A 21,473-nucleotide genomic window follows, 5' to 3' on the forward strand; every position below is an offset into this window, starting at 1 on the left:
ATCTAAGAGCCTGTTCCAAAAAGGATTGAGCGATTTCAGTAGGTTATGATTCAATCGGATTGCTTACATTCGATGGAGATCATGATGGCCTGGACTGCAACCGCTCGGCAACAATATGGACGACGCAACGCGCGCTATGCAAGCGATTTAACGGATGCGGAATGGACTGTCATCGAACCGATGATGCCTGCACCGAGCCGTCTCGGACGCCCTCGCAAGACGGATTTGCGAGAGGTGGTAAATGCGCTGCTTTATATTGCTTAAAGAGAGGCATTTATGGCCAATACTCCTTCGGCCAAGAAGGCAGTGCGCAAGATCGCTGCCCGCACCGAAATCAACAAGTCCCGCCGTTCGCGCGTTCGTACCTTCGTGCGCAAGCTGGAAGACGCTCTGCTGAGCGGCGACAAGCAGGCTGCAGAAGTCGCATTCAAGGCTGCTGAGCCTGAACTGATGCGCGCTGCTTCCAAGGGCGTGATGCACAAGAATACCGCCTCGCGTAAGGTGTCTCGCCTTGCTCAGCGCGTTAAGGCTCTGAAGGCCTAAGCATTCATCCATTTTTATGGAATGTTTTCGAAACCCGGCTCATTGTTAGCCGGGTTTTCTTTTTTGAGCGTTTCTCAGAACACTGGCATTCTTTCATACCACCCTGAATTGTAGAGATTTTTCAATGCCTAGCTGGAATATTTCAGAGAGCGGTTAATCTCGCATGAGGCTATTTAAGTAGTATTTTCAAATGGTTGTGGATTATTATCCACTGTTATCCACAGGCGGGTTTAGGGACTCGGAAGGGGGTTTGAGTCAAGGAATATTTTTAAATTTATTTTTAGGAAGAACATATCAAGATCACCTAAAAATTGCCCCACGAAAACACATTGAATCCAAAGGTGTTATTTCGCTGGCGTCCGATTCCCTACTTTTGTCGAGTCCCCCTGCAAGGGCTTTCAGCAAAAAAATGTGGCTTTCTGAGGCTTGCCCTTTGCTGCGAGGCTTCGCTAAAGTCAGGGCATAAGAGGGGTGGGCCACCGGCCCGGAGTTAGCATCAAATAGCGAGTTTGTCGGCGTGGGCATCACAGCCCGCGGGTGTTATATTCTGGTCGTAAGGTCCTGTTCCTCATGGTTGTTTGCTTACCGTTCGTTAACCGGAATGCCGTTTTAGGCATGTCCCCGACAATTGAATGGTTGTGGCGGATTTCTTTCCGGGCAATCAGCCTCCGGTAAAAGTGTTGTGAGTCGTAAAAAGGTCGCCGGGAAGGAGTATCCGGGTGTTGGTCCTGATGGGACCGTTTGAGTTTGTGTTTGGCCCAGAGCTGTAGAGCCGGGCTTTATGAGTGAGTACCTACCAGGCCAGACGGATAAAAAATCCGCGGTTCGGACAGGAAAAAATGACAAGCGCCAAAAAACGGCGCGTACGAATGTGAAGGCAGGCGAGACGATGGCAATGATGACCGGCAAATCGACGGCAACGATGGGTGATGATGCACATGCGAACCGTATCCATGGATCTTCTGCTACCGGAAATGAAAAGAGCCTGGTCGAGTTGAGCGGCAATGCAGGTGACGAGGTTTTCGAGCGCCTTACGGCAAAGCTGAAAGCCCGCGTCGGCACCGAGATTTATTCCAGCTGGTTCGGTCGTCTGAAGCTCGACGATATCTCCAAGAGCATTGTCCGCCTGTCGGTTCCGACAGCATTTTTGCGCTCCTGGATCAACAATCACTATTCTGAACTGCTGACCGAGCTGTGGCAGGAAGAAAACCCGCAAATCCTGAAAGTTGAAGTCGTGGTTCGCGGTGTAAGCCGCGTGGTGCGCAGCGCAGCTCCAGTGGAAGCCTGCGAAGCAGTTGAAACCAAGCCTGCTGTGGCTCCGCGCGAAAAGATGGTGTTTCCCGTTGGACAGTCGCTCGGTGAGAAGCGCGGTTCTGCAGTCGTTGCAGAATCGGCATCGGGTTCCGTTCTGGGTTCGCCGCTCGACCCGCGCTATACGTTCGACAGCTTTGTCGATGGCGCATCGAATCGCGTGGCCCTTGCCGCCGCCCGCACCATTGCGGAAGCCGGTTCCAGCGCGGTGCGTTTCAATCCGCTTTTCATCCATGCTTCCGTCGGCCTCGGCAAGACGCATCTTCTTCAGGCCATTGCCGCGGCAGCGTTGCAGCGTCAGGAAAAGGCCCGCGTTGTCTATCTGACAGCTGAGTATTTCATGTGGCGCTTTGCCACCGCGATCCGCGACAACAATGCGCTGTCCTTCAAGGAACAGCTGCGCGATATCGACCTTCTCGTCATCGACGACATGCAGTTCCTGCAGGGCAAGTCGATCCAGCATGAGTTCTGCCACCTCCTGAACACGCTGCTCGACAGCGCCAAGCAGGTCGTTGTCGCTGCTGACCGTGCGCCGTCCGAACTGGAATCGCTCGATGTGCGCGTTCGTTCGCGTCTTCAGGGTGGCGTTGCGCTCGAAGTGGCGGCCCCTGATTACGACATGCGTGTCGAGATGCTGCGCCGTCGTCTCGCCGTCGCGCAGGCAGAAGATTCGAGCCTGAACATTGGTGAAGAGATTCTCTCCCACGTTGCCCGCACGGTCACCGGATCGGGCCGCGAACTGGAAGGTGCTTTCAACCAGCTTCTGTTCCGTCAGTCCTTCGAGCCGAACATCTCCATCGACCGCGTCGATGAGCTGCTCGGTCATCTGACCCGCGTTGGCGAACCGAAGCGTATCCGCATCGAGGAAATCCAGCGCATCGTGGCGCGTCACTACAATGTCTCGAAGCAGGACCTGCTGTCGAACCGCCGCACGCGCACCATCGTCAAGCCGCGTCAGGTGGCAATGTATCTCGCCAAGATGATGACGCCGCGTTCTCTGCCGGAAATCGGCCGCCGCTTCGGCGGACGCGATCATACGACCGTGCTGCACGCCGTGCGCAAGATCGAAGATCTGGTTGGCGCCGACACCAAGCTGGCGCAGGAACTGGAGCTTCTGAAGCGCCTCATCAACGATCAGGCGGCCTGATTACAGTAGCTTCCCCGCTATCAATCGCGGTTATCAACAAAAAGCCCGGGCCCTGTCGCTTTCCGACATGGCGCGGGCTTGCTTTTCTCCTTAAAAATCTGCCACTTTAACGGACCTTCTGGCGCCCCTGGCGCCTTATCGACAGGGGCCGCCTGCCTGCCCGTCAGATGCAGTTGTCCTGTCCCAGCGAGCGAGTGCGTTTGAACATGCGTGTTACCCTAGAGCGATCGAACCTTCTCAAATCTCTCAACCACGTCCATCGCGTCGTGGAGCGTCGCAACACGATACCGATTTTGTCGAACGTGCTTTTGCAGGCTGAGGGCGCAAGTCTCGCACTCAAGGCGACCGACCTTGATCTTGAGGTCAACGAAGCGACAGCCGCCATGGTGGAACAGGCAGGCGCTACGACGGTTCCGGCACATCTTCTCTATGACATCGTCCGCAAGCTGCCGGATGGCGCTGAAGTCATGCTGTCGACCAATCCGGATGGTGGTTCCATTTCGGTCATTTCCGGCAAGTCGTCTTTCCGCCTCCAGTGCCTGCCGCAGTCCGATTTCCCGGAACTGACCGCTGGGGCATTTACCCATTCCTTCCGGATCGAGGCGCAGGCTCTGAAGCGTCTCATTGACCGCACGCAGTTTGCGATTTCGACGGAAGAAACCCGCTATTACCTCAATGGCATTTTCTTTCACGCCATCGAAAGCGAGGGTGCCCTGAAGCTGCGCGCTGTCGCGACCGACGGTCACCGTCTGGCGCGCGCCGAGCTGGAAGCACCGTCCGGCACGGAAGGCATGCCGGGCATCATCATCCCGCGCAAAACGGTTGCCGAACTGCAGAAGCTGGTCGATGTGCCGGATGTGGTCGTTACTGTTGAACTGTCGGACGCCAAGATTCGCTTCACGGTTGGATCGGTGGTCCTCACCTCGAAGCTGATCGACGGAACCTTCCCGGATTACCAGCGCGTGATTCCGTCTGGCAACGACAAGAAGCTCACCATCGGACGCCAGGAATTTGCGGCCTCCGTGGATCGTGTCTCGACCATTTCGAGCGAACGTGGCCGCGCGGTGAAGCTTTCAATCGCCGATGGCCAACTGACGCTCACCGTCAACAATCCCGATTCCGGCAGTGCAACTGACGAGCTTGCGGCGGACTATGACGCCGATCCGCTCGATATCGGGTTCAACTCGAAATACCTGCTCGACATTACGAGCCAGCTTTCGGGTTCGGACGCGGTCTTCATGCTGGCCGATGCAGGTTCGCCGACGCTGGTGCGCGACACCGGCGATGAAGACGTATTGTACGTCCTGATGCCTATGCGTGTTTAAAGAACAGAAAAGTGAATACGCCTGAGCCTAATCAAAGCCGCCCGGAACGTGTTTCGATCCGGCGGCTCAAGCTTGTGAATTTCCGCAATTATGCGGAACTATCACTGCCGCTTGGGCCCGGCCATGTCGTGCTGACTGGCGAAAATGGTTCCGGCAAGACCAATCTGATCGAAGCAATTTCCTTTCTGTCGCCGGGACGCGGCCTGCGCCGTGCTGCTTATGACGATGTTGCCCGCGCAAATTCGCTTGATGGCTTTGCCATTCATGCCGCGCTTGACTGTATGATCTATGGCGAAGCTGAAATCGGCACCGGCACAGCAGGCGGCGGCGAGGGGGGGCGCAAGGTACGTATCAACGGGATTGCGGGTTCCGGCGACGACATGCTCGACTATGCGCGCATCCTTTGGGTGGTGCCGTCGATGGATGGGCTTTTCACCGGAGGCGCTTCTGATCGCCGGCGTTTCCTCGACCGTATGGTGCTTGCTATCGATACCGCTCACGGCAAGCGCGTGCTCGATTACGAAAAAGCGATGCGCAGCCGCAACCGCTTGCTGAACGATGGCAGTAATGACGACCAATGGCTGGATGCGATCGAAAGCCAGATGGCGGAGCTAGGCACGGCCATTGCTGCTGCGCGCGCCGAAGCCATGCGCCTGATTGCGGCGATGATCGAACGGCTGCCTGTCGAAGGACCGTTTCCAAAGGCCGATTGCTTTCTGGAAGGGACATTGGAGCAGAGAATCAATGTCGAGGCGGCGCTTGATCTCGAAGAAGACTTTCGCCGTACCCTGCGCGATGGCCGCGCGAGAGACCGGGCGGCAGGCCGCACGCTTGAAGGCCCGCATCGTACCGATCTGATCGTCCAGCACAGACCCAAATCCATGCCAGCCGCGCTCTGTTCCACGGGCGAACAAAAGGCGCTTTTGATCGGTCTCGTGCTTGCCCATGCCCGACTGACGGCAGAGCTTTCCGGTATGGCTCCGATTCTCCTGCTCGATGAAATCGCCGCGCATCTCGATACAGGTCGCCGCGCCGCGCTCTTTGGCATCCTTGATGAGCTTGGCGGACAGGCCTTCATGACGGGCACGGATCGCGCGCTTTTTGAAGCGCTTGAAGGGGAAGCGCAATTCTTCAATGTCTCTGCCGGTCATCTCACCAGGCTGTCTGACACCTGATCCGAACCGGTTCCATTTTGGGGATCGTGCCGTGAGGCAAAATATCCGCTGACAGCGCCTTGGGAGAGGCATATGTTCGGGGGTATGAATGCACCATCCAGACCATTTTCGTCCGAAGAACTTGAACGCTATGCGCGCCATATCGTGCTGCCAGAAATCGGCGGTCCGGGCCAGCAGAAGCTGAAGGCCGCGCGCGTGCTGATCGTTGGCGCAGGCGGTCTTGGCGCGCCTGTGCTGCAATATCTGGCAGCTGCCGGTGTCGGCACGCTCGGCATTGTCGATGACGACACTGTTTCGCTATCGAACCTGCAACGGCAGGTCATTCACGATACGGAAAGTGTGGGCCAGCCAAAGGTGGAAAGCGCGCTTGCCACCATTGCCCGGATCAATCCACATGTGAAGGTCGAGGGACACCAGCTTCGCCTCGATGCGGACAACGTCGAAACGTTGATCGGCAATTATGACGTCCTGGTGGATGGCTCGGACAATTTCACCACGCGTTATATTCTGGCCGATGCTGCTGCCAGGGTGGAAAAACCGCTCGTGACGGGCGCCATGGGTCGTTTTGATGGCACGGTCACCGTGCTGATGCCTTATACGACCGGGCCGGATGGTACGCAGAACCCATCTTATCGCGATCTCTTTCCAGAAGCGCCGCCACCCGGAACGGTGCCAACCTGTGCCGAAGCCGGTGTGCTTGGCGTCCTGCCGGGTGTGATCGGCAGCCTGCAGGTAATGGAAGTCATCAAGCTCATCACCGGTATCGGCGAACCCTTGGTGGGCCGTCTGCTGCTCTACAATGCCTTGAATGTCCGCTTCGAAACCATTCGTTATAAGGCACGCAAACCGAAATGACGGCTCTGCGTGTCGAGGCTATTGGCGAGAATTTCGGGCAGTGGGAAGAACTGCTCGGCATGATCCGCGACAGCTTCGCCTATATGGACGGCGTGATCGATCCGCCCTCATCGGCAGGTTTGCTGACGGCGGAAAATCTGCGGCAGAAGGCACAGGAAGAAACCGGTTTTGCGGCCTTTCTGGATGACAGACTTGTCGGCTGTGTCTTCATACGGGAAAAGGCCGAGGGCTTTTATCTCGGCAAACTTGCCGTCGCACCCGCCTTTGAGGGAAGAGGCATTGGGCGATTGCTAATGCAAAAGGCGGAAGATGTTGCGGTTGCAAAAGACAAACCATCAATTGAGTTGCAGGTGCGTATCGAGCTTACGCGCAATCGGGCGGTGTTTGAAAAGCTTGGATATCGCAAGATCGCGGAGACCGCGCATCCAGGCTATAGCCGCCCCACATCCATAACCATGCGCAAGGAGATCACGCGTGGCACTGACATTAACGCATGAAGAACGGTCGATAGCCGCAGGCGATCTGGGGGAGGGCGCTGCGATGGCCATGCGCATTGTGGCTGATACCGCGAGGCTGATGGGTGCGCCGCGTCTTATTCCAGTTGCATCGGCACATATTGACGGTGCGCTTTATCACGGCGATAGCGGAACGCTTTTCGCAGAAAAGCTAGTTGAGGGTGGTGCAAAGGTCAAAGTCCGCTCGACGCTCAATGTCGGCTCTATCGATCTGACGGGTTGCTCGCGTAATCTTTTGCCGGCTCACGAAGCTGATATGGCCAAGCGCATGATGCGCGCCTATATCAAGCTTGGCTGCGAGCCGACCTGGACCTGCGCTCCGTATCAGGCGGGACACAGGCCAGCAAAGGGCACAGATGTCGCCTGGGGTGAATCCAATGCAGTCGTGTTCTGTAATTCAGTTCTGGGTGCGCGTACCAATCGTTATGGCGATTTCCTCGATATTGCCTGTGCTATTGCTGGCCGCGCGCCCGATTATGGTCTGCATCGCAGCGAAAACCGTCGCGCTACGGTGGTGATCGATATTTCAGGGCTGGACCCGGCGTTCCTGTCTTCGGAAGTGGCCTGGCCCATTCTCGGCAATCTGTTTGGTCGCAGTGTTGGCACGAATATCGGTGTCGTTGCAGGCAGTCCCGTCCATCCCGATGAAGACGATCTCAAAGCTTTCGGCGCGGCATCGGCATCGGTTGGAGCAGTCGGTCTATTCCATGTTGCTGGTGTCACGCCCGAAGCGCCCGATCTTGAAACGGCTTTGCAGCACCAGAAGCCGGAAGGCGTCATCCGCGTCACACGAGAAATGATCGAGGCGACGCGCAAGCGTCTTTCGACAGTCGAGCAGGTCGATCATATCGATGCGGTTGCCATTGGCAGTCCGCATCTTTCGAGAACCGAATTCGACCGTCTGGAGCGCGCCATAGCGGAACGCAAGCTCGCGGTGCCGCTTTATGCCTGCACGGGCCGTCATGCACTGGTTGAGCTGGAGAAAGACGGACGCAGGCAGGCGCTTGAAAAAGCAGGCGTCGTGATTGTCGCCGACACATGCGTGGTTGTTACACCAATTTTGCCAGCTAAGGATGATGCCATCCTTATGACGAATTCCGGCAAGTTCGCGCATTATGCACCTGGCAACACCGGCTATGGCGTGCTTTACGGTTCGTTGGAAGAATGCGTGGAAAGCGCGGTTGCGGGCAGGCCGGTTTTCGGGAGGCAGGCGGCATGAGCATCGGGGAAAGCACTGTACTCGTTGCAGGAAAAGGGGCAGATGCTGAGGCGCTGGTTCTCTCCGCGCCGATTAGCTTCTGGGGCGGTGTCGATCCGAAGAGCGGGCGGATTGCCGATGTGCGCCATCCGGAACATGGGCGGAGCATCGCCGGGCGTGTGTTGTGCCTGCCCGGAACCATCGGCTCGTCATCCGCAGCAGCCGTTCTTCTGGAGCTGGTCCATAGTGGTCATGCGCCTGCGGCCATTGTCCTGCATGAACCGGATGCGATCCTGCTCCTTGGCCTCATCGTGGCTCGTGAAATGGGGCATGACGTGCCTATCGCCATTGAACTTGACCGCGAGGCGCAAAAGCAACTCGCCGGCCATCGGGTGGCGGTCGGCGAGGATGGGGCAATCGGGATGCGCGTAAAAACAAATGATTGGAGCGCCGATCTGATCCAATCAGATCGAAACGCGCTCTAGTATTGGGTTGAACGATCCACGATATGTTCCAGCGTCCCGTCCCGCTCGAAGGCTTCGATCTGCCGGATGATCTGCGGCACAAGGGCGGTTGCAGATGAGCTTGCTGCCGCGTGCGGAGTGATCGTCACGCGCGGGTGATCCCAGAGAGGGCTGCTGGTTGGCAACGGTTCCTGATTGAACACGTCGAGCGAAGCTGCCGAAAGAAGCCCGCGATCGAGCGCGGCCAGAATATCGGCCTCGTTCTGCAGACCGCCGCGTCCGGCATTGATCAGCACCGGCGCGCCGAGCGGCCCGTCGCTCTTCAGTTGCGCGAACATCGACATGGAGAGGATACCCTTGGTGTCGGGCGTCAGCGGCAGCAGACAGACGAAGATGTCGGTAGTCTTGAGGAATTTCCCAAAGCCGTCCTTGCCGTGATAGGTCTGCACGCCATCGATCTCTTGCGGGCGTCGGCTCCAGCCGGTGACATTGAAGCCGAGCAACTTCAGCTTTTCAGCCGCATCGCGCCCGAGCACACCGAGGCCCATGATGCCGACAGTGACTTCATGAGCCGCAGGTTGGCGGCGATCCTCATGCCAGACATGATTCTGCTGCTGCTTGCGATAACGCTGTCCGAGACGGTGATGGTCCAGCACCTGCCAGACGACATATTCGGTCATGCGCATGGTAAGATCGTCGGAGATGATGCGCACCAGCGGTACATCGGGAATCCGGTCATCGCGGAAGACGTGATCGACGCCTGCGCCCAGCGAGAAGATCACCTTCAGATTGGGCAGGTTCTCAAGCGAGCCCGGCTTCTGCTTCCAGACGAGCGCATATTTGACGGACGGATCTTTTTCCGTGCGATCCGTCACCACCGGACGATCCGGCGCGTGATCCCGAAACGTCTTCAGCCAGATTTCAGGGTCCCAGTCGGTGATCGCCAAAAGGATGTTGCCCTTGGTTTCGCTCATTGTCTTGCTCCTCCCTCTGTTGCCTCCATCCGGAAGGCTGCCGCCATCAACGCCTTGGTATAGTCGGTCTGCGGGTTGGCGAAAACATCCTTCGCCGCGCCATATTCGACCGCCTTGCCGTTGCGCATCACCAGCACGTCATTTGCCAGCGCCCGCACCACTTTCAGATCGTGGCTGATAAAAAGATAGGCGAGATCATGCTTCTTCTGCAATGCGCGTAACAGATCGACCACCTGCGCCTGCACGCTCATATCGAGTGCGGAGGTCGGTTCGTCCAGCATAACGAATTTCGGGTTCAGCACCATGGCACGTGCAATGGCGACGCGCTGGCGCTGGCCACCTGAAAATTCGTGCGGATAGCGGAAGCGGGTTTCCGGATCGAGATTGACTTCGTTGAGCGCGGCAACGACACGCGCATCGCGTTCGTCTGCCGACAGTTTAGGCTCATGCACCAGAAGCCCTTCGGCGATGATGTCCGCGATGGTCATGCGCGGTGAGAGCGAGCCGAATGGGTCTTGAAACACGATTTGCATCTCGCGGCGCAGCGGGCGCATATCACTGAAACTGAATTTCGCAATATCGCGGCCGTCGAACCTGATCTCGCCCTTGGATGAAATCATGCGCGACAGTGCGAGGCCAAGCGTCGTCTTGCCGGAGCCCGATTCGCCGACGACGCCGAGCGTCTGTCCGGCGCGTAAGTTTACGTCGATGCCGTCCACCGCCTTCACATGGTCGACGGTCTTGCGCATGAACCCCTTCTTGATCGGGAACCAGACACGGATATCCTTGCCTTCCATCACCGTTTTTGCTGCTGGATCGGCGGCAGGCGGCTCGCCCTTCGGTTCAGCCGCAAGCAGGTGCTTGGTGTAAGGATGCTGCGGGTTTTCGAAAATCTCTTTGGTCGGCCCGGCCTCGACGATCTTGCCCTTGCTCATCACGCAGACCTTGTCGGCGATCTTGCGCACAATGCCGAGGTCGTGGGTGATGAAGAGCATCGACATGCCCTGTGCGGCTTTAAGCTCGGCCAGCAGCTTCAAGATTTGGGCCTGCACGGTGACATCGAGCGCTGTGGTCGGCTCGTCGGCAATCAGCAGCTTCGGCTTGTTGGCAAGCGCCATGGCGATCATGACGCGCTGGCGCTGTCCGCCGGAAAGCTGGTGCGGGAAGGCCGACAGGCGCTTTTCCGGTTCGCGAATGCCGACTTCGTTCAGAAGTTCCAGCGTCCGCGCCCGTGCGGCCTGCTCCCCCATGCCTTGGTGCATTTTCAGGATTTCACCGATCTGCCGCTCCACACTGTGCAGCGGATTGAGCGATGTCATCGGCTCCTGAAAGATCATGGTGATGTCGTTGCCGCGCACACGGCGCAGTTCCGGCTCCGAAGCCTTCATCAAATCCTTGCCATTGAAAAGAATTTCTCCGGAAGGATGGCTGGCAGACGGATAAGGCAGCAGCTTCAGGATGGACAAGGCCGAGACGGATTTGCCTGATCCCGATTCGCCGACAAGGGCGACCGTTTCGCCTTCGGCAATGTCGAAGGATACGCGGTCGACGGAAATGCGTTCCTCGCCATTCTGGCGGAATGCGACGGACAGATCGCGAACGGACAGCAGGATTTTGTTCCCTGATTCGATCATAGACCCGCTCATTGGCCCACTCATTGAAATGCCTTTCGCGGATCGAAGGCGTCGCGTGTTGCCTCACCGATGAAGATCAGAAGCGACAGCATCAGCGAGATGACCACAAAGCCGGTAATGCCGAGCCAGGGTGCCTGCAGGTTATTCTTGCCTTGTGCGAGCAGTTCGCCCAGCGAAGCCGAACCGGGGGGCAGGCCGAAACCGAGGAAGTCGAGCGAGGTGAGGGTGGTGATCGAGCCGTTCAGGATGAAAGGCAGGAAGGTCAGTGTCGCGACCATGGCGTTGGGCAGGAGATGCCGCCACATGATGGTGCCGTTCTTCACGCCGAGCGCACGCGCCGCGTTCACATATTCGAAGTTTCGCGCCCGCAGAAATTCCGCGCGCACGACGCCGACGAAAGCCACCCATGAAAACAACAACATGATGCCCAGAAGCACCCAGAAGCCGGGCGGCAATATCGCCGCGATAATCAGCAACAGGTAGAGAACCGGGATCGAGGACCAGATTTCGATGAAGCGCTGGAACAGAAGATCGACCCAGCCGCCGAAATAGCCCTGAACCGCGCCTGCCGTCACTCCGATTATTGCCGAGAAGAAGGTGAGAATCAGGCCGAACAGCACCGAAATACGGAAGCCGTAGAGTGCGCGTGCGAATACATCGCGCGCCTGATCGTCGGTGCCGAGCAGATTGAAATTGCCGAAGCGACAATTGGGATCGCTCACGCCTTGCGGATAGCGCTGGCAGCGCTCTTCCGCCGAATAGAGCCAGAACGGTTTCGAAGGCGCGGCTTCCGGTATCTCGTTGTTCACGGTGTTGTAGGAATAGCGGATCGGTGGCCAGATGGCCCAGCCATTGTTGTTAATCTCATCCTGTATCATCGGGTCGCGATAGTCGGTGACGGCATAAAAGCCGCCGAATTTTTCTTCCGGATAATCCACGAAAACCGGCATCAGCAACTCGCCCTTGTAGGAAACGAGAATGGGCCGGTCATTTGCGATGAACTCGGAACAAAGCGCTGCGATGAGCAGGAACAGGAAGATCCACAGCGACCAGTAACCGCGCTTGTTGGCCTTGAAGTTCTGCCAGCGGCGCTTGTTGAGTGGTGAAAGAAACGGGCGCTTTACCGGTTGCACGACAGGGGTGAGGGTGGTGTCGGTCATCACACGTCCCTCCGGTCAAAGTCGATGCGCGGATCGATCCACGTATAGGTGAGATCGGACAGGAGACCGACCAGAAGGCCGATCAGCGAGAAGATGAAGAGATTGGCGAAGACCACGGGATAATCGCGGTTGATGACCGACTGGTAGCCCAGCAGGCCAAGTCCGTCGAGCGAGAAGATGGTTTCGATCAGAAGCGAACCGGTGAAGAATGCCGAGATGAAAGCGCCCGGAAAACCGGCGATCACGATCAGCATCGCATTGCGGAAGACATGACGATAGAGAACCTGATTCTCGGTCAGTCCCTTGGCGCGCGCCGTGGTTACATATTGCTTGCGGATTTCTTCCAGAAACGAATTCTTGGTCAGCAATGTCGTGGTGGCGAAGGCGGAAAGCACGAGTGCAGTCACCGGCAGCACCATATGCCACAGATAGTCGCCGATCTTGCCCCAGAACGACATCTGCGCGAAATCGGGCGAGGTGAGGCCGCGCAACGGGAACCAGTCGAAGAACGAGCCGCCCGCAAACAGTACGATCAGCAGGATTGCAAACAGGAAGCTTGGAATGGCGTAGCCGACGATGATGACGGCGCTGGTCCAGGTGTCGAAGCGCGAACCGTCCTTGATTGCCTTGCGAATGCCGAGTGGAATCGAGATCATGTAGGACAGAAAAGTCAGCCACAGGCCGAGCGAGATTGAAACCGGCATCTTTTCCTTGATGAGGTCGATCACGCTGATATCGCGAAAATAGCTGCGGCCGAAATCGAAGCGCAGATAGTTCCACAGCATCTGGCCGAACCGTTCCAGCGGCGGCTTGTCGAAACCGAACTGCTTTTCCAAATCGGCAATGAATTGCGGGTCGAGCCCCTGCGCGCCGCGATATTTGGAATTGACCGAGCCGCTGTCGACGGCACTTTGCCCGAAATCGCCACCACCGCCGGAAAGGCGGTCGAGAGCGTCGCCGCCCTGGCCTGAAAGCTGCGCAATCACGCGCTCGACCGGACCGCCGGGGGCGAACTGAACCACAGCGAAGGAAATAGCCATGATGCCGAGTATCGTCGGAATCATCAGAAGCAGACGGCGGAGAATATATGCGCCCATCAGCCCGGTTTTCTCCGCAGGTTCAGGTTTATCTTATGGCTTGCCAACAGCTTCTGCCTTTTCATTATAGAGCGTGATGTCGAAAACCGGTTTCGGTTTCGCGAAATCACGCCTTGATCCACCACAGCGTCTCGACGGGAAAGCCGTAATCGGGCTTCGGCTCCTTGAAACCGAACCGGTCCCAATAGGCCGCGAGATGATTCGCTGTCGTCCAATTTGGAATCCAGTCGCGCCGGATACGCAAGTACCGATCGAGCACCCGCATCGTGGCGACGAGTTCTTCGCGGGTCGAAACCTTGCCGATATCCGCAATCAGCGCATCGATCAACGGGTCTTCCGTACCGGGAAGATTATAGCTGCCCGGCACCTTGGCCGATTCGGAACCCAACATCCCGGCAAGCGATTCTTGCGTCGGCGTGGGGCTGAACTGCAACGCCATACCCACCATGTCGAACTGGAAGTCCTGCATCCGTACCTGATACTGGCTTGCATCGACAAGCCGCAGGCTGGCGTCAATGCCGATGGCGCGCAGTTTCTGCACGAACGGATTGTAGACCCGGGTGAAGGCTTCGGAATTGGAAAGAATCTCCAGCGCGAACTTTGATCCGTCCCTGTCGTGGAACTGGCCGTTCTTGCGCTCGAAACCTGCTTCCTCCAACAGCTTGATGGCCTGTGCGAACTGCGCGCGGTCGCGGCCTGTTCCGTCCGATACCGGCATTAGAACGGCTTCACTGAAAACCTCATCCGGCAGTTTTCCGCGATAACGTTCAAGAACTTTAAGTTCATCAGGCGTCGGCATGCCGCTCGCCTGAAAATCCGATCCGTTGAAGCACGACTGCGAGCGGGCATAGACCTTGTAGAAAAGGTTCTCATTCGTCCATTCGAAGTCGAAGCAGAGCGCAATTGCTTCGCGCACGCGCGGATCGCGGAACCGTTCGCGGCGCTGGTTCAGCGCCCATGCCTGCATCAGCGGGCGTTTCTCTTTCGGAAAAGTACGCTTGATGACCTTTCCCTGCTGGATGGCCGGGAAGTCATAGGCCGTCGCCCAGTTCTTGGAGACGGTCTCCTCGCGGTAGTCGATACTGCCTTTCTTGAAGGCTTCGAATTGCGGCTGGCGGTCGCGGAAAAACTCGATACGGATGCGGTCGAAATGATTGAAGCCCTTCTGCACCGGCAGATCTTTCGCCCAATAATCCTCGACGCGCTCATACTCGATGAACTGACCGGCGGCGAAATTGCCGACCTTGTAAGCGCCTGAGCCCAGCACCGGCTCCATGGTCGTGGCTTCGAAATCGCGATCCTTGAACCAGCTTTCCGACAGGATCGGCACGGCCACGGCATCAAGGATAGCGTTCGGTCCGCGCCCTTCGACGAAGCGCATGCGCACTTCTCTGTTGCCGGTTGCCTCCACCTTTTCGACGCCTGCCAGATACTGGCGCAGCGTTGGATGGCCTTTCTGCTTGATGGTCGCATAGGTGAACAACACGTCTTTCGCCTCAATAGGCGAGCCGTCGTGAAAACGCGCCTCCTTGCGAAGCTTGAACGTGCAACTGCGGCGATCTTTCGAAAGCGTCGCACTTTCCGCGATCAGGCCGTAGACAGAATCCGGCTCGTCCAGCGCCGAAGCCATCAGCGTATCAAAGGTCAGTTCCATGCGCGGCGGCGCATCACCCTTGAACGTGAAGGTATTGAGCGTGTTGAACGTGTCGGTATTCTGGTTCCAGACCCAGCTCGACGGCGCGAAATTGAACGTGCCGCCCTTCGGTGCTTCGGGGCTGGCATAGTCGAAATGTGGAAAATCGGGACCGTATTTCAGGTCACCGAAAGCCGAAAGCCCATGCAGCGCCTTGCCTGTCGGGATGTCGGCAAAGGCCCTTGGCGGCAGGAAGGCTGCAACGGCGGCACTTCCCGAAAGCCCCAGAAAATGGCGGCGGTTCATGCGAAGGATTGTCATTCTCGCTCCGCCCTCATTCACTGCCGGTTTTGAGCTTGGCTTCCTTCGCAGGGTCTATCCACCAGGAGAACGGGTCAATCCCAAGATAGTCCGGCTGCTTTTCAGGCATTCCGAATTTATTCCAATAGGCCACATTGATGTGGTCTGAGTACCATTGTGGAATGACGTAATAGTTCCACAAGAGCGCCCGGTCGAGCGCATGGGTCGAGGCGACCAGCTCCTCACGATCCTTGGCATAGATGACATGGTCGATCAGCTTGTCGATGGCCGGGTTCTTGATACCGGCATAGTTGCGGCTGCCTTTGAAGTCGGCGGCCTTGGAACCCCACATGTCGCGCTGCTCATTGCCGGGTGAACTGCTCTGCGGGATGACGGAGGTGACCACATCATAGTCAAAATCATTGACGCGGGCCTGATATTGCGCCGTGTCGACGATACGCACGGTCGCGTTGATGCCGATCTTGCGCAGGCTTGCTGCGAACGGATTGTAAATACGCTCGTCCGTCGGGTCCTTGCCGAGAAATTCGATGGTGAACGGATTGCCCTTGGCATCGACGAGCTTGTTGCCCTGCACTGTCCAGCCGGCTTCCGAAAAGAGTTTCAGCGCGGTGCGCAGATTTTCGCGGGTGGCTTGCGGTGTGTCATAGACCGGCAGCTTGAATTCCTTCGTCAGTGCATCAGCAGGAAGCGAATCCTTCACCGTTTCCAGAATGGCTTGTTCCTCGGGTGTCGGCGGGCCGCTCAGCTCCAGCTCGTTGCCTGCGAAATAGCTGTTGATGCGCTTGTACTGGTTGAAGAACAACAGGCGGTTCATCGATTCGAAGTCGAAGGCGTAGGTCAGCGCCTGACGCACTTTCGGGTCTTTGAACTTGTCGCGGCGCGTGTTCAGGAAATAGCCCTGCATACGTCCGGCGGCATGGAAGGGAAACGAAGCCTTCACGACATCGCCGCGCTGCACTGCTGGGAAATTATACTGTTCAGCCCAGCGCTGGGCACGATTCTCGTTGCGATAATCGTACTGTCCGCCCTTCTTGAAGGCTTCCCAGGTTGCATCCTCGTTGAAATAGTACTCGTAGCGCAGGCGGTCGAAATTATTGCGCCCGACATTGACGCCCAAATCCTTGCCCCAATAGTCATCGACGCGCGCCCAGGTGATGGAGCGTCCGGGCGTCATGCTGTCGATCTTGTAGGCGGAAGAGCCGAGCGGGATTTCAAGCATCGGACGGGTAATGTCGCGCTGCTTGCCCTGTGCATCCTTGCCTTCCCACCAGTGCTTGGGCAGAACGGCAAGCTGTCCCAGAATCTGCGGCAATTCGCGATTGCCCTTTTGGCTGAAGGTGAATTTCACCTCATGTTCGCCAGTCTTTTCCGCCTTCTCCACGTCGCCATAATATTTGTTGTACATCGGCGACTGCTTCTTCAGCACATCGAACGACCAGATCACGTCATCGACGGTGATCGGCTGGCCATCGTGCCATTTCGCTTTTGGATTGAGCTTGAACTTAACCCAGGAGAAATCATCGGGATATTGCAGGGCTTCGGCAATGAGCGGGTATTGCGTCGATCCCTGATCGAGCGAATCCGTCATCAGCGTGTCGTAGAGAAGACCGCCGCCGAAATCGGACAGGCCAGCGGCTGCGACCCCCTGCACCACAAACGGATTGAGACTGTCGAAGGTGCCAACGGCGACCATGTTCAGCGTGCCGCCTTTCGGCGCATCGGGATTCACATAGTCGTAGTGCTTGAAATCAGCAGGATATTTGGGCTCGCCAAGCAGGCTGGAGGAATATCGCCATTGGGGTTCCGCGTCATTTGCGCGACCAATTGAAACCGTGCTCGCAAGCATGGCCACCGCAAATGCACCCGCCCAAAAAGCTCTCATCCAGCCTCTCCGTTCCTGTTTCGGATATATTCGAACGAGTTTTATGGGTTTTTGCGGAGGAAGAAAGGCATGCGGGCAAGAAATTTAATGCGGGCACGAAAAAAGCCCGGCGAACCGGGCTTTGATCATGTTTCTATCCTGCAGGCTTAATTGGCGGGTGCCGGTTCCGCAGGCTTCTGTTCGCCGCCTGCCGCAGGCTTTTCGCCTTCGGCTGGCTTGGCTTCGCCGCCCTCAGCCGGCTTTGCATCGCCACCAGCGGCAGGTGCCGCATCAGCGGTCGGCAGCGGAGCCGGATTGTCGGACAGTGTGCGCAGATAAGCGATCAGATCAGCGCGTTCATTGTCCTTCTTGTCGCCAGCAAAGCCCATGGCGGTGCCCTTGATGAAACCCTTCGGCGAGGTCAGGAACTTGTTGAGATGTTCAAAATCCCACTTGTTGCCCGCAGCACCGAACTCCTTCATGGGAGCTGAATAGCCGAAACCTTCAACAGAGGCAGCCGGACGGTTCACGACATCCCACAGATGCGGACCGACCTTGTTGGCGCCACCCTTTTCACCGGTATGGCATGCAGCGCAACGCTTGAAGACGGTTTCACCGCGCGCCGGATCAGCAGACTGCAGCAACGTCGCAATGGAAACTTCTTCCTTGGCCGGTGCAGCGCCCCCTTCACCGGTCGAGGCTTCCGCCGCTTCGATGATAAAGCCCGGCTTTTCGGGCGCAGGCGAGTGAAACAGCGAATCGGACAGGATGCCCGTCGTCATGACAACGAAAACCGTTGCCAGAAAAGCCATGATAAACTTGTTAGTCCGGGTTGAATTCATCGCCGGTCAGCGCTCCCTCTACCAAAACGCTCTCCCCGAGAACGCTCTCCTAGCCGGCATGCAAACCTTCAATAAAGGTCGCAATTCTCTCCCCGGCATCGGGCGGAAACTAGGTCTTTTACCAGGGCGATGCAACACCTATAACGGTAACTAGACCCGTGACTTTTTGACACTTTTGATGCATTTCCAGCGCCTCGAAAGCGGTTTAAAAGACGTCCGCGACCTTATCGATCTCAAGAGGCGATGATGCTTCAGACATTAAAGACACTCACTCTTATCCCGGCACGCATGGCGTCCACGCGGCTACCGAACAAGCCGCTCGCCGATATTTGCGGCAAGCCGATGATCGTGCATGTGGCCGATCGTGCAGCGGCTGCAAAGCTGGGCCGGACGGTGGTTGCAACCGATAGCGAAGAGATTTTTGCAATCGTTACCGCGCACGGCCATGAAGCCATCATGACGCGGGAGGATCACGAATCCGGCTCCGACCGCATCTATGAAGCATTGATGAAAGTCGATCCGGCGGGCGAGTTTGATGCCGTGGTGAACGTTCAGGGCGACCTGCCGACCATCGATCCCGATATCATCCGCCGTGCGCTTCTGCCGTTGGAAGACGGACCTGCCGACATTGCAACGCTCGGCGTCGAAATCGAGGAAGAGTCGGAGAAGACCAATCCGAGTGTGGTGAAGATCGTCGGCTCCCCGCTTGCCGGCAACAGCCGCCTGCGCGCACTTTATTTCACCCGCGCAACCGCGCCCTACGGTGAAGGCCCACTTTATCACCATATCGGCCTTTACGCCTATCGCCGCTCAGCGCTTGAACGCTTTGTGAAGCTTGGGCCGTCTCCCTTGGAGAAGCGCGAAAAACTCGAGCAATTGAGGGCTCTTGAAGCCGGAATGCGTATTGATGTGGAACTTGTGAGGACGGTGCCGCTCGGCGTTGATACGCAGGCCGATCTTGACCGCGCGCGCATTCTTGTAGCACAGGGTATCTAACGGGCCACCGATGAGTGGCATTTAAGAAAGCATGGTACGATGAAAACCAACAGGATTTCCTTTCAGGGTGAAGCGGGCGCGAATTCCGATACGGCGTGCCGCAACATGTTTCCCGATATGGAGCCTTTGCCGTGCCCGACTTTCGAGGATGCCTTCAATGCGGTTGAAACCGGCGCTGCCGACCTCGCCATGATCCCGATCGAGAACACTCTGGCCGGCCGCGTCGCCGATATTCATTATCTGCTGCCGCTCGCCGACATGCATATCATTGGCGAATATTTCCTGCCGATCCATTTCCAGCTGATGGTGCTTCCGGGCGTCAAGCGCGAGGAAATCAAGACGGTACACAGCCATGTCCATGCGCTTGGCCAGTGCCGCAACGTCATCCGCCAGAATGGCTGGAAGGGCGTCATCGCAGGCGATACGGCGGGAGCCGCTCGCCTCGTCGCCGATATGAAAGATCGTTCCATGGCGGCCTTGGCACCAAGCCTTGCCGCCGAGCTCTATGGTCTCGATATTCTGGAAGAAAATGTCGAGGATTCGGAAGATAACGTGACCCGCTTCGTTGTTCTGTCCAAGAACAAGCAATGGGCACAGCGTCCCGAAAATGGCGAACGCATCGTGACGACTTTTGTCTTCCGCGTGCGCAACGTCCCGGCTGCGCTCTACAAGGCGCTGGGCGGCTTTGCCACCAATGGCATCAACATGACGAAGCTCGAAAGCTATCAGATCGGCGGGCGTTTCATCGCCACGCAGTTCTATGCCGATGTCGAAGGACACCCGGAAGACGCAAATCTGCAGCTTGCGCTGGAAGAATTGCGGTTCTTCACCAAGGAAGTGCGGATTCTTGGCGTCTACAAAGGCAGCGATATCCGCGATACGCATCTGCTGGCAGCAGAATAATCAGCCTGCGTCGTAGACCCAGGCCTTTATCAGATGGGTTGCGATGGCGCCGGACGGTGGCACCCGCAACCCATTTTCATGTGTGCCTTCCAGCATTGTCCGCACTTCGGCCTTCGAGAACCAGCGACCGTCTTCCAGCTCCGAACGGTCGATAGTGAAGTCGTCGCTCAAAACCTCGGCATGACAGCCGATCATCAGCGAATAGGGAAACGGCCAGGGCTGGCTCGCATGATAGGCAACGCGACCGATGGAGAGCCCCATTTCCTCGACACTTTCGCGGCGCACGGCGGCCTCGATTGTTTCGCCGTGCTCGATAAAGCCTGCGAGGCAGGAATAGGAACCGGGCGCGAAATGCGGGCTGCGTGCCAGAATGCATTTTTCGCCGCGCACCGGCAGCATGATCGCCACCGGGTCGGTACGCGGGAAATGTTCCGCACCACAGTTCGGGCATTGCCGCTTGGCACCGCCAGCGCGCATGTCGGTTTTTGCACCGCAGCGTCCGCAGAAACGGTGATTGGCATGCCATGCGGTCAGCGCTGCGGCTTGCGCCAGCGCGCCGAGCATATCGGCTGATACCAGCCCTTCCGTATAGATGCTGCGATAATCCTGTAGACGGAAAGGCGCTTCCATCGTCTCGGGGTCGAGCGGTGTCGTCAAAGCGACAAGCGGCGCGCCGTCCTGAAGACCGAGAAAAATCGGCTCGTGAAGATCAGGCGCAAAGTCCTTCGCCTCACCGAGGCGGAACAATGCGCGTGGCGCTTTTTCATCGGCATAGTCGAGAAGCAGCCGGTTACCGCCAAGCAACATGATTCGCGTTTCGGGAAGTTCCAGCGCCGTGAAGGCAGAGTCATCCTGCCGCTTTTCGGATTGGCGGTCGATCCGGTTGCCGGAAAATCCGACAGATCGGCTCGGTTCGATTTCCGGCAGATCGTAGAGACGGAAAGTCATATCTATCTCGGAATTGTTGGGGGATTTAAAGCGCATCCCGAAAAGTGTGAAACGGTTTTCGGAAAAGATGCGCGTGAAAGCAAATTAAAGCGCCGTGCGAATGTCGGCGATCAGCTGGCGGGCGTCTTTTTCGTCATAGGTCTCGCGGGTGCCAAAGCCCCAGACAGGGCCGGGCCAGCCCGCATCGCCTTCATTGCGGGCGATGACATGCAGATGCAGCTGCCGAACGATATTGCCGAGCGCGCCCGTATTGATCTTCTGGCAACCCGTCACAGTCTTGAGCGCCTGCGCAACGATGCCGGTCTCGAAGGTCAGCATGGTCTGGTCGAGCGGGGTCATGTCATGAATTTCCGCAAGGCCGGGACGGCGCGGCACCAGGATCAACCATGGCCAGCGCCGGTCGTTCATCAACCGAAGCTCGCACAGGCCGAGCTTGGCCACGGAAAAAGTGTCGGCATTGAGCCGTTTATCGACTTCGAATTGTTCCATAGGCCGACATTTACCAGTTTTTTTCGTTCAGCGCTTGCTTTTTGCGTGGCGCCCTCCTTGCTTTTTGCTTCACAATTGACGA

At 57.4% G+C, this 21,473-nt stretch carries 19 protein-coding genes and 1 pseudogene; 11 read left to right on the forward strand and 9 right to left on the reverse strand.

What is annotated here, in order from left to right; genetic code table 11:
• Positions 1–84 precede the first annotated feature (84 nt).
• The 9 genes and pseudogenes from OANT_RS00015 to OANT_RS00055 form a co-directional block, all read left to right on the forward strand.
• Positions 85–261 (forward strand): annotated as a pseudogene (locus OANT_RS00015) (transposase); the annotation flags it as partial.
• A 15-nt stretch (positions 262–276) separates the two neighbouring features.
• Complete coding sequence (gene rpsT, locus OANT_RS00020) at positions 277–543, forward strand: 30S ribosomal protein S20 (protein ID WP_011982244.1); 267 nt, start codon at positions 277–279, stop codon at positions 541–543.
• 895 nt (positions 544–1,438) lie between these two features.
• Positions 1,439–3,001, forward strand: coding sequence for a chromosomal replication initiator protein DnaA (dnaA, locus tag OANT_RS00025; protein ID WP_011982245.1), 1,563 nt, complete (start codon positions 1,439–1,441; stop codon positions 2,999–3,001).
• Positions 3,002–3,207: 206 nt separating this feature from the next.
• On the forward strand, positions 3,208–4,326 hold the full coding sequence (dnaN, locus tag OANT_RS00030) for a DNA polymerase III subunit beta (RefSeq protein WP_040129048.1): 1,119 nt from the start codon (positions 3,208–3,210) through the stop codon (positions 4,324–4,326).
• An 11-nt stretch (positions 4,327–4,337) separates the two neighbouring features.
• Positions 4,338–5,501 (forward strand): DNA replication/repair protein RecF, encoded by a 1,164-nt coding sequence (recF, locus tag OANT_RS00035; RefSeq protein ID WP_011982247.1) that lies wholly within the window; start codon positions 4,338–4,340, stop codon positions 5,499–5,501.
• A gap of 72 nt (positions 5,502–5,573) precedes the next feature.
• Positions 5,574–6,356, forward strand: a complete 783-nt coding sequence (locus OANT_RS00040) for a molybdopterin-synthase adenylyltransferase MoeB (protein ID WP_011982248.1) — start codon at positions 5,574–5,576, stop codon at positions 6,354–6,356.
• On the forward strand, positions 6,353–6,853 hold the full coding sequence (locus OANT_RS00045) for a GNAT family N-acetyltransferase (protein ID WP_011982249.1): 501 nt from the start codon (positions 6,353–6,355) through the stop codon (positions 6,851–6,853). The genes OANT_RS00040 and OANT_RS00045 overlap by 4 nt, the downstream gene beginning before the upstream one ends.
• The gene (locus OANT_RS00050) at positions 6,831–8,090 is read left to right on the forward strand and encodes an aconitase X (RefSeq protein WP_011982250.1); all 1,260 of its coding nucleotides are present in this window, start codon (positions 6,831–6,833) and stop codon (positions 8,088–8,090) included. Before OANT_RS00045 ends, OANT_RS00050 begins: the two co-directional genes overlap by 23 nt.
• Positions 8,087–8,554: an aconitase X swivel domain-containing protein gene (locus tag OANT_RS00055; protein WP_011982251.1), complete on the forward strand. Its 468-nt coding sequence runs from the start codon at positions 8,087–8,089 to the stop codon at positions 8,552–8,554. Before OANT_RS00050 ends, OANT_RS00055 begins: the two co-directional genes overlap by 4 nt.
• Here OANT_RS00055 and OANT_RS00060 read toward each other — a convergent pair.
• The 7 genes from OANT_RS00060 to OANT_RS00090 form a co-directional block, all read right to left on the reverse strand.
• The gene (locus OANT_RS00060; protein WP_011982252.1) at positions 8,551–9,507 is read right to left on the reverse strand and encodes a 2-hydroxyacid dehydrogenase; all 957 of its coding nucleotides are present in this window, start codon (positions 9,505–9,507) and stop codon (positions 8,551–8,553) included. The two genes, OANT_RS00055 and OANT_RS00060, sit on opposite strands and share 4 nt — an antisense overlap.
• The gene (locus OANT_RS00065) at positions 9,504–11,165 is read right to left on the reverse strand and encodes an ABC transporter ATP-binding protein (protein WP_011982253.1); all 1,662 of its coding nucleotides are present in this window, start codon (positions 11,163–11,165) and stop codon (positions 9,504–9,506) included. Before OANT_RS00065 ends, OANT_RS00060 begins: the two co-directional genes overlap by 4 nt.
• A complete protein-coding gene (locus OANT_RS00070; protein WP_011982254.1) occupies positions 11,162–12,301 on the reverse strand; it encodes an ABC transporter permease in 1,140 nt (379 codons plus the stop codon). The genes OANT_RS00065 and OANT_RS00070 overlap by 4 nt, the downstream gene beginning before the upstream one ends.
• Positions 12,301–13,398 (reverse strand): microcin C ABC transporter permease YejB, encoded by a 1,098-nt coding sequence (locus OANT_RS00075; protein ID WP_010657819.1) that lies wholly within the window; start codon positions 13,396–13,398, stop codon positions 12,301–12,303. Before OANT_RS00075 ends, OANT_RS00070 begins: the two co-directional genes overlap by 1 nt.
• Before the next feature lie 106 nt (positions 13,399–13,504).
• Positions 13,505–15,352 carry an extracellular solute-binding protein gene (locus OANT_RS00080; RefSeq protein WP_011982255.1) on the reverse strand — a complete coding sequence of 616 codons (1,848 nt, stop codon included), beginning with the start codon at positions 15,350–15,352 and terminating at the stop codon, positions 13,505–13,507.
• Between the two features lie 13 nt (positions 15,353–15,365).
• Positions 15,366–17,234: an extracellular solute-binding protein gene (locus tag OANT_RS00085; protein WP_011982256.1), complete on the reverse strand. Its 1,869-nt coding sequence runs from the start codon at positions 17,232–17,234 to the stop codon at positions 15,366–15,368.
• A gap of 146 nt (positions 17,235–17,380) precedes the next feature.
• Entirely contained in the window at positions 17,381–18,055 is a 675-nt protein-coding gene (locus OANT_RS00090) for a c-type cytochrome (protein ID WP_011982257.1), read from the reverse strand.
• Between the two features lie 246 nt (positions 18,056–18,301).
• On the opposite strand from OANT_RS00090, the gene OANT_RS00095 reads away from it, so the two are divergent.
• Complete coding sequence (locus OANT_RS00095; protein WP_011982258.1) at positions 18,302–19,051, forward strand: 3-deoxy-manno-octulosonate cytidylyltransferase; 750 nt, start codon at positions 18,302–18,304, stop codon at positions 19,049–19,051.
• A 39-nt stretch (positions 19,052–19,090) separates the two neighbouring features.
• A complete protein-coding gene (locus OANT_RS00100; RefSeq protein WP_011982259.1) occupies positions 19,091–19,954 on the forward strand; it encodes a prephenate dehydratase in 864 nt (287 codons plus the stop codon).
• Here OANT_RS00100 and nudC read toward each other — a convergent pair whose 3' ends face one another.
• Together nudC and OANT_RS00110 are read right to left on the reverse strand one after the other, a co-directional pair.
• Positions 19,955–20,902 carry an NAD(+) diphosphatase gene (gene nudC / locus OANT_RS00105; RefSeq protein WP_040129042.1) on the reverse strand — a complete coding sequence of 316 codons (948 nt, stop codon included), beginning with the start codon at positions 20,900–20,902 and terminating at the stop codon, positions 19,955–19,957. It abuts the gene before it with no gap.
• A gap of 84 nt (positions 20,903–20,986) precedes the next feature.
• Positions 20,987–21,391 (reverse strand): HIT domain-containing protein, encoded by a 405-nt coding sequence (locus OANT_RS00110; RefSeq protein ID WP_011982261.1) that lies wholly within the window; start codon positions 21,389–21,391, stop codon positions 20,987–20,989.
• Positions 21,392–21,473: the final 82 nt, after the last annotated feature.

It is taken from the genome of Brucella anthropi ATCC 49188 (genome assembly GCF_000017405.1).
Lineage (GTDB): Bacteria > Pseudomonadota > Alphaproteobacteria > Rhizobiales > Rhizobiaceae > Brucella > Brucella anthropi.

What these genes read in the sequence shown, in the direction of transcription:
- rpsT (WP_011982244.1), top strand. Translation starts at nt 277, where the DNA reads ATGGCCAATACTCCTTCGGCCAAGAAGGCAGTGCGCAAGATCGCTGCC.
- dnaA (WP_011982245.1), top strand. Translation starts at nt 1,439, where the DNA reads ATGATGACCGGCAAATCGACGGCAACGATGGGTGATGATGCACATGCG.
- dnaN (WP_040129048.1), top strand. Translation starts at nt 3,208, where the DNA reads ATGCGTGTTACCCTAGAGCGATCGAACCTTCTCAAATCTCTCAACCAC.
- OANT_RS00040 (WP_011982248.1), top strand. Translation starts at nt 5,574, where the DNA reads ATGTTCGGGGGTATGAATGCACCATCCAGACCATTTTCGTCCGAAGAA.
- OANT_RS00045 (WP_011982249.1), top strand. Translation starts at nt 6,353, where the DNA reads ATGACGGCTCTGCGTGTCGAGGCTATTGGCGAGAATTTCGGGCAGTGG.
- OANT_RS00055 (WP_011982251.1), top strand. Translation starts at nt 8,087, where the DNA reads ATGAGCATCGGGGAAAGCACTGTACTCGTTGCAGGAAAAGGGGCAGAT.
- OANT_RS00060 (WP_011982252.1), bottom strand. Translation starts at nt 9,507, where the DNA reads ATGAGCGAAACCAAGGGCAACATCCTTTTGGCGATCACCGACTGGGAC.
- OANT_RS00065 (WP_011982253.1), bottom strand. Translation starts at nt 11,165, where the DNA reads ATGAGTGGGCCAATGAGCGGGTCTATGATCGAATCAGGGAACAAAATC.
- OANT_RS00070 (WP_011982254.1), bottom strand. Translation starts at nt 12,301, where the DNA reads ATGACCGACACCACCCTCACCCCTGTCGTGCAACCGGTAAAGCGCCCG.
- OANT_RS00075 (WP_010657819.1), bottom strand. Translation starts at nt 13,398, where the DNA reads ATGGGCGCATATATTCTCCGCCGTCTGCTTCTGATGATTCCGACGATA.
- OANT_RS00080 (WP_011982255.1), bottom strand. Translation starts at nt 15,352, where the DNA reads ATGACAATCCTTCGCATGAACCGCCGCCATTTTCTGGGGCTTTCGGGA.
- OANT_RS00085 (WP_011982256.1), bottom strand. Translation starts at nt 17,234, where the DNA reads ATGAGAGCTTTTTGGGCGGGTGCATTTGCGGTGGCCATGCTTGCGAGC.
- OANT_RS00090 (WP_011982257.1), bottom strand. Translation starts at nt 18,055, where the DNA reads ATGAATTCAACCCGGACTAACAAGTTTATCATGGCTTTTCTGGCAACG.
- OANT_RS00095 (WP_011982258.1), top strand. Translation starts at nt 18,302, where the DNA reads ATGCTTCAGACATTAAAGACACTCACTCTTATCCCGGCACGCATGGCG.
- OANT_RS00100 (WP_011982259.1), top strand. Translation starts at nt 19,091, where the DNA reads ATGAAAACCAACAGGATTTCCTTTCAGGGTGAAGCGGGCGCGAATTCC.
- nudC (WP_040129042.1), bottom strand. Translation starts at nt 20,902, where the DNA reads ATGACTTTCCGTCTCTACGATCTGCCGGAAATCGAACCGAGCCGATCT.
- OANT_RS00110 (WP_011982261.1), bottom strand. Translation starts at nt 21,391, where the DNA reads ATGGAACAATTCGAAGTCGATAAACGGCTCAATGCCGACACTTTTTCC.